This is a genomic window from Aquabacterium sp. (assembly GCF_036279655.1).
Taxonomy (GTDB): domain Bacteria; phylum Pseudomonadota; class Gammaproteobacteria; order Burkholderiales; family Burkholderiaceae_C; genus Aquabacterium.
Genome location: NZ_DASUIT010000010.1, coordinates 1 through 6,638, shown reverse-complemented (window position 1 = coordinate 6,638; position 6,638 = coordinate 1). Strand labels below are relative to the sequence as shown.

At 67.9% G+C, this 6,638-nt stretch carries 8 protein-coding genes; 1 reads left to right on the top strand and 7 read right to left on the bottom strand.

Annotation, left to right across the window (positions count from 1 at the left end; translation table 11 throughout):
* The 3 genes from secB to VFW84_RS00980 form a co-directional block, all read right to left on the bottom strand.
* Positions 1 to 368: protein-export chaperone SecB (gene secB, locus VFW84_RS00990; RefSeq protein WP_329678560.1), on the bottom strand; the 368-nt coding region annotated here is incomplete at its 3' end.
* Between the two features lie 155 nt (positions 369 to 523).
* Positions 524 to 781 carry a glutaredoxin 3 gene (gene grxC, locus VFW84_RS00985; RefSeq protein WP_329678559.1) on the bottom strand — a complete coding sequence of 86 codons (258 nt, stop codon included), beginning with the start codon at positions 779 to 781 and terminating at the stop codon, positions 524 to 526.
* Positions 782 to 875: 94 nt separating this feature from the next.
* On the bottom strand, positions 876 to 1,289 hold the full coding sequence (locus VFW84_RS00980) for a rhodanese-like domain-containing protein (protein ID WP_329678558.1): 414 nt from the start codon (positions 1,287 to 1,289) through the stop codon (positions 876 to 878).
* Between the two features lie 143 nt (positions 1,290 to 1,432).
* On the opposite strand from VFW84_RS00980, the gene gpmA reads away from it, so the two are divergent.
* Positions 1,433 to 2,179 carry a 2,3-diphosphoglycerate-dependent phosphoglycerate mutase gene (gene gpmA, locus VFW84_RS00975; RefSeq protein ID WP_329678557.1) on the top strand — a complete coding sequence of 249 codons (747 nt, stop codon included), beginning with the start codon at positions 1,433 to 1,435 and terminating at the stop codon, positions 2,177 to 2,179.
* A gap of 7 nt (positions 2,180 to 2,186) precedes the next feature.
* Here gpmA and VFW84_RS00970 read toward each other — a convergent pair whose 3' ends face one another.
* From VFW84_RS00970 to prmA, 4 genes are read right to left on the bottom strand one after another with little or no spacing between them, the layout of a single operon-like run.
* A complete protein-coding gene (locus tag VFW84_RS00970) occupies positions 2,187 to 3,185 on the bottom strand; it encodes an endonuclease/exonuclease/phosphatase family protein (protein WP_329678556.1) in 999 nt (332 codons plus the stop codon).
* Positions 3,182 to 4,096: a carbohydrate kinase family protein gene (locus tag VFW84_RS00965; RefSeq protein WP_329678555.1), complete on the bottom strand. Its 915-nt coding sequence runs from the start codon at positions 4,094 to 4,096 to the stop codon at positions 3,182 to 3,184. The genes VFW84_RS00970 and VFW84_RS00965 overlap by 4 nt, the downstream gene beginning before the upstream one ends.
* Before the next feature lie 24 nt (positions 4,097 to 4,120).
* Positions 4,121 to 5,662 carry a zinc-ribbon and DUF3426 domain-containing protein gene (locus tag VFW84_RS00960; RefSeq protein WP_329678554.1) on the bottom strand — a complete coding sequence of 514 codons (1,542 nt, stop codon included), beginning with the start codon at positions 5,660 to 5,662 and terminating at the stop codon, positions 4,121 to 4,123.
* Between the two features lie 11 nt (positions 5,663 to 5,673).
* Complete coding sequence (prmA, locus tag VFW84_RS00955; protein ID WP_329678553.1) at positions 5,674 to 6,606, bottom strand: 50S ribosomal protein L11 methyltransferase; 933 nt, start codon at positions 6,604 to 6,606, stop codon at positions 5,674 to 5,676.
* Positions 6,607 to 6,638 lie beyond the last annotated feature (32 nt).

Genomic DNA, 6,638 nt, shown 5'->3' with positions numbered 1-6,638 from the left:
CCGGTGCGGTTGATGACGTCGGCCACGGTGGCGCGCAGGTAGGGGTAGACGATCTGCGGGCAGGCGATGGCGATGATGGGCTGCATCTGCTCTTCGGGCACGTTGCGGATCTCGAACAGACCGGCTTGCTTGGCTTCGACCAGGAACAGCACCTTGTCGTTGACCTTGGTGGTCACGGTGGCGCTCACGGCCACTTCGTAGACGCCGTCCACGACGTTTTCAGCGTGGATGTTGAGTTGCACGTCCACATTGGGCTGGCCTTGCTCCAGCAGGATCTGGGGGGCGTTGGGCAGCTCGACCGACAGGTCCTTCAGGTAGATGCGCTGGATGTTGAAGGAGGGTTGCAGTTCGCCGGCTTGGTCGCTCATGATGAATCCTAGGTTGGTGTTGGATGGTCTGGCCCGGGCGCTGCGGTTGGCGCAAGAGAAGTCCGGGCAAAGAAGCAGACCGGGCTGGATTATCGCCCAGCCCGATGACCGTTCCCGGGCCATGAGAACCCTGGTTTGCAGGGTGGGGTCGCCCCTCAGGCGTTGAGCAGAGGCAGCAACTCGCCTTGCTGGTCCAGGGCCATCAGGTCGTCACAGCCACCCACATGGGTGTCGCCGATGTAGATCTGCGGCACGGTGCGTCGGCCGGTGATGGCCATCATGTGATCCCGTTGAGCCGGATCCAGGTCGATGCGGATCTCTTCGATGGCCTGGACCCCCCGTTGCTTGAGCAGCATCTTGGCCCGCTGGCAGTAGGGACAGACCTGGGTGGTGTACATCTTGACGGGCTGCATGACTGGATCGCGCTGGAATGGAGCCCGGGGTCGGGCGATGCCTGAATTGTCGTTCGAAGTCCTTGACCCAGGCAGGTGCAGGGGGTTTGCGTGCTCAGGCGGTCTTCTCGACCGGCAAATGGGCCTCGCGCCAGGCCTTCATGCCGCCGTTGAGCACCTGGGCCTTCTCGAAGCCGAGCTGGCGCAGCTTCTGGGCCGCCTTGCCAGCGCGCATGCCCGAGGCGCACACCACCACGATGGGCAACTGCTTGTTGGAGGGCAGACCCTTGGCGCCCTCGGCCAGCTGGGCCAGGGGGATGTTGCGCGAGCCCTTGACGTGGCCGCCGGCGAACTCGGTGGGTTCGCACACATCGATGACCGATGCCTTTTCCCGGTTGATCAACAGGACGGCATCCTGCGGGCTGACGCCGCCGCTGGAGGCACCCTCACGCAATTGCAGCCACAACAAACCACCGCCAGAGACGGCGGCGGCAACAATCCAGTACCAGTTGTCGGCCAGGTAGCTCATGCGCTCACACCTTGTGTCAAAAGCGGGATTATAAAATCGAGGACTTTCCGATGTGCGAGCCGGGCCTGAAAAGACCCGGGCGCACTGATCTTTGTCTCAACCGGTGGCCGCGCCAAGGCGGGCCACACACTGGACCCGATGCCATGTACAAGCTCGTGCTGATCCGCCACGGCGAATCGACCTGGAACCTGGAAAACCGCTTCACCGGCTGGACCGATGTGGACCTGACCCCCACGGGCGTGTCGCAGGCCATGTCGGCCGGTCAGTTGCTCAAGGCCGAAGGCTACGAGTTCGATGTGGCCTACACCTCGGTGCTCAAGCGCGCCATCCACACCCTGAACTACTGCCTCGACGAGATGGACCGCATCTGGTTGCCGGTGGTCAAGAGCTGGCGCCTCAACGAGCGCCACTACGGTGGCCTGCAGGGCCTGAACAAGGCCGAGACCGCCAAGCAGTATGGCGACGAGCAGGTGCTGGTGTGGCGCCGCAGCTATGACACGCCGCCGCCTGCCCTGGATGCCAACGACCCGCGTGGCCAGCGCCAGGATGTGCGCTACAGCAAGCTGCAGCCCGACCAGATCCCGCTGACCGAGTGCCTCAAGGACACCGTCGCGCGGGTGCTGCCCTTCTGGGACGAAGCCATGGCGCCGGCCATCAAGGCGGGCAAGCGCATCGTGGTGGCGGCGCATGGCAACTCCATCCGTGCCCTGATCAAATACCTCGACAACATCAGCGACGAGGACATCGTGGGCCTGAACATCCCCAACGGCATCCCCCTGGTGTATGAGCTGGACGCCGATCTCAAGCCCATCCGCCACTACTACCTGGGTGACGCCCAAGCGGCTGCGGCGGCTGCGGCGGCCGTGGCCACGCAAGGCAAGAAGGACTGAGGTCCGATCAGGGCGCCAGCCCTTCGAGCGTGGCGCCCAGGGGGCAGTGGTCAGAGAGCTGTCGGCTGCCGTCTGCGCCCACCAGCGGCACGCGCACGAAGCGTGTGCTGCGGGCGCGTGAGACCAGGGCCTGGCTGAGCAGCACGTCGTCGATGTAGCGGTTGTGCTCGTCGTCGGGCGTGCAGCGCACATAGGGGGCGCCTTCGGTGGCCCGCAGCAGCGTGGCGCCGCGCGGGTGTTGATCGCTCAGGGCATTCATGAGGCTCAGGGGCGCGGACTCGTCGGCACCGGCCTCCAGGCGGCTGTCCTTGTCGAGGTGGCGATTGAAGTCGCCCAGGATGGCGAAGGCCACGCCCTCGCGTACCCGCGCATCCATCCATTGCTCCAGCAAGGGCACTTGCTGACGCAGCCGTGTGCAGGGGCCGAAGGCGCGGTCAAGCTGGCCGTCAAAGCACCCGCTCTTGAGGTGCACCGCCAGCAGACGCACCTCCTGCGGTGTGCCGGGCCACAGGCTCACATCGGCGCCACCCCGGCTGCTGCCGTCCACATCCAGTGCGCTCAGATCGCCATTGCAGCGGTAGGGGATGCCCTGGCGGATGGCAAAGCCCACTTTTTGCGGGTGCGCGCGGCGCACGAAGCAATCGAGCGTCCAGCCTTGCCGGAACACCTGGCGGGCCGCCTCGGGGCCGTCGACCTCTTGCAGGGCCACGACATCGGCTTGCTGCTCCTGCAGCAGTCGGCCGGCCGTGCGGGCCAGGGCATCGAAGTCCTCGCGTGTGCGCTTCGGCGGCGCTGCGCGGCCCGGGGTGCAGGGCAGGGCGCGTTCGTGGCTGCGCGGCTGCATGCGCTGGCAGGCGGGGCGCAGTTGCTGGTCGGTCTCGGGAGAGATCAACCACTCCAGGTTCCAGGTGCTCAGCGTGAAGGCGCGTGCGGCCTGTGCCCACGTGGGTGTCATCACGATGGCCAGCAGCATCACGGCGCCGGCCAGGCGCCCTGCGGCGCTCATGACTGGGCGAGGACTGCTTGGGCGTCGATGGTGTAGTTCTGCGGGCCGGCGCAGGCGATCTTGGTGGCGCCCATGCGGTTGGCCAGGGCCACACTGCGGGGCAGGTCCCAGCCCAGCGACAGACCATGCAGCAGGCCGCCACGGAAGGCATCGCCGCAGCCGGTGGGGTCGACCACGGCGTCCGCCTTCAGGCCGGGCACGTGCTGCTTTTCGCCGTTTTGCCAGACGTTGCAGCCTTCGGCGCCCAGGGTCTCGATCAGGCCCTGGAGGTGGGGCTGGCGGGAGATTTCGGCCAGGCTCATGCCGGTGCGGTCGGCCAGCATCTTGCCTTCGTAGTCGTTGACGGCCACCCAGGTGGCTTGCGAGATGAAGCGCTTGAGGTCGTCGCCATCGAACATGGGCAGGCCCTGACCCGGATCGAAGACGAAGGGCACGCCCGCGGCGACCAGCTGTTCGGCGTGCTGGATCATGGCGTCACGGCCGTCGGGGGCGATGATGGCCAGTTGCAGGTCACTGCGTGCGGGCACGGGCTGCGTGTGGGCCATGCCCATGGCGCCAGGGTGGAAGGCAGTGATCTGGTTGTTGTCGCTGTCGGTGATGATGATGGCCTGGGCGGTGTAGCTGTCATCGATCTTCTTGACCAGGTCCAGCGGCACGCCCCAGCCGCGCATGCGCTCGATGTAGTCCGCGCCATCGGCGCCCACGGTGGCCATGACCAGCGGGGTGCCACCCAGCAGTTGCAGGCTGTAGGCGATGTTGCCGGCGCAGCCACCGAACTCGCGCTTGAGGGTGGGCACCAGGAAGGAGACGTTCAGGATGTGCACCTGCTCGGGCAGGATCTGCTGGGCAAAGCGGCCCTCGAAGCGGGTGATGGTGTCAAAGGCGAGCGAGCCGCAGATCAGGATGGCCATGGAGAGTGTCCGGTCGAAGATGGATCAGGGGTAGAAGAGCTCGGCGGTGTAGCCGGCCAGATGCAGGTCGGGGGCGCGCAGGCGCCACTGCAAGGTGGTGCTGCTGCCCGGGGGGGCGGCCACCGGAGGCGCAGCGGCGGCACCGCTGGCCGCCGTGTCGACGCCTGCTGGCACCCGCTGGGCCGTGTCGGCCGAGAAGGCACGGCGCGCCACGACCGCGCCATTGCTGTCGGTCAGGGTCAGGTCCAGCTGAGGCCAGGCCAGGGCGATGTCGGCCCGGTTGTGGATGATGGCCGTGAGCCGGTAGGTGTCGGGCCCCTCGGAGCTGGTCTTGACCAAGGCGATGTTGTCGACCTGCAGGTCTTCGATCTGCATGGGGGCCGACAACTGGCAGCGGGCCAGGGCGCACCACTGCGTCAGCCAGGGGGTGGTGGCGGGGTAATGGGCGGCCAGCTGGTCGCGCCAGTGGTGGGCCGCCTGCAGGCCCAGGGTGGCCGTCAGGGTGAGGGCCAGCAGGGAGAGCACGACGCGCATGGCAGGGTGGCGCCAGATGGCCTTGCGCTCGGCCTGCTTGATGAACTCGGGCGCTTCGGGCTGGACCGCCCGGCCACGCGTGCCCGGTTTGCCCTTGCGCTGGCTGGGGGGCGGCAGGGGTTGCTCGGGGCGGAAGTCATCGCCAAAGCGCGAGGGGATGGTCGAGGGGCCCGCGTCGATGGTGTCGCGCCGCAGGGAGGGCGCAGGGACCTCCGCCACGGGCTCGATCGCCATGGCAGGTGCCACGCGATTGACGGGCCGCTCCAGGGCCGGGTGTTCGACGGCCGAGGCGGGCACCGTGTCGGGTGTGCCGCTGTCGGTATCGCTCCAGCCGGGGCCCCATGAGGCGTCGTCCTGGGCATCGGCGATGTCCGAGGGGAACTCGGCATCGGCGAAGTCCGGGCCGCGACGACGACGGCGGCGCACCGGGCGCTTGTCGTCGTCGGAGGGCAGCAGGTAGCGGGAGTCCAGGGCGTCGGACTCTTCGGTGATGGGCAGGCCGACGGGGGCGCTGCCAGGGGCTTCGGCAGGTGGCGTGGTGAGGGCCGAGGCCATCACGCGGGCGTCCAGCGGCGAGGGCGGCAGCTCCAGATCGAAGTGGGTGACCGCGCTTTGATAGCGTGTGGGTTCGGGTTCGGGCACGACGGCAGCGATGTCTTCAAAGCCCGGTGGGATGGGGTCGTCCTCCGGTGTGCCGGGCACGGCCTCTTCAAGCAGATCGCGTGAGGCGCCGGCCCAGGCGGCTGGCGCTGGCGCCGGAGTCGCTGCGTTGGGAGCGGGCTCGGGCGATGGCTGTGCCGAGGGGGGCATGTCCGGCGCAGGTGGCGGGGCGGAGGCTCCGGCGCTGGGGGCGGCGGGCTGGCCGGGTGAGCGCTGGGGCGGCGGCTCACGCTCCATGTCGAACAGGCCTTCCAGGGCGTTGAAGACCTCATTGCAGCGCCCGCAGCGCACCCAACCCTCTGAAACTTTCAGTTGGTCCTGAACGACCTTGAAGATCGTGTTGCAGTGGGGGCAGCGGGTGGCAAGGCTCATGGCGCGAGAGCTTAGCCCGGTTTGCGCGCCGTCATCAGGATCCAGCCGTCTTCGGTGTTGGCCACCTGCAAGGACAGGCCAACGGTGGCATAGGCATCCTGGAGTTCCTGCTCCTGGCGCGCCAGGATGCCGGCGAGCACCAGATGCCCACCGGGGGCCACATGCCCGGCCAGCAAGGGGGCCAGCAGCTTGAGCGGCGTGGCCAGGATGTTGGCCAGTACGACGGGGTAGGTGCCATGCGCCTCACCCACCAGATCAGGCAGGCCTGCGCGGATGGGCAGGCTGCCGTCGGCGGCTTTCAGGTGGGCCAGGTTGACCTCGGCATTGGCCACGGTGGCGTCCACGGCGGCCGGGTCGATGTCGACCGCGTCGACCACGCCCGAGCCGTGCAGGGCTGCACCGATGGCCAGGATGCCCGAGCCGCAGCCATAGTCCAGCACGCGCTGGCCACGGTAGGCATCGGCGTTCTGCGCGATCCATTTCAGGCACATGCGGGTGGTCGGGTGCGTGCCCGTGCCGAAGGCCAGGCCCGGATCCAGGCGCATCACGGTCTGGGCGGCGGCTGGGACCTCATGCCAGGTGGGCACGATCCAGAAGGTGTCGGTGATGGGCACCGGCGAGAACTGCGATTGCGTCAGGCGCACCCAGTCCTGATCGGCCACTTCCTGGATGCCTTGCACATGGATGTCCGTGGCCCAGTCCTGGGCCAGGATCAATGTGGCGGCCTCGAGAGCGGCGGCCTCGTCGGGGAAGAGGCTCTTGATGGTCGAGCGCTGCCAGGCCTCGCGGGCCACGGGCATGCCGGGCTCGCCCCAGAGGGCTTCTTCGTGCTCGGTGTCGGCATCAGCGTCTTCGACCGACACCGACAGGGCTTCGACCTCCATCAGCGCATCGCTGAGCAGGTCGACCTGGGCCTCGGTGGCCAGCAGGGTGAGTTCATGCATCGTGACAAGGGCTCAACGCTTGCGCGCGGCCA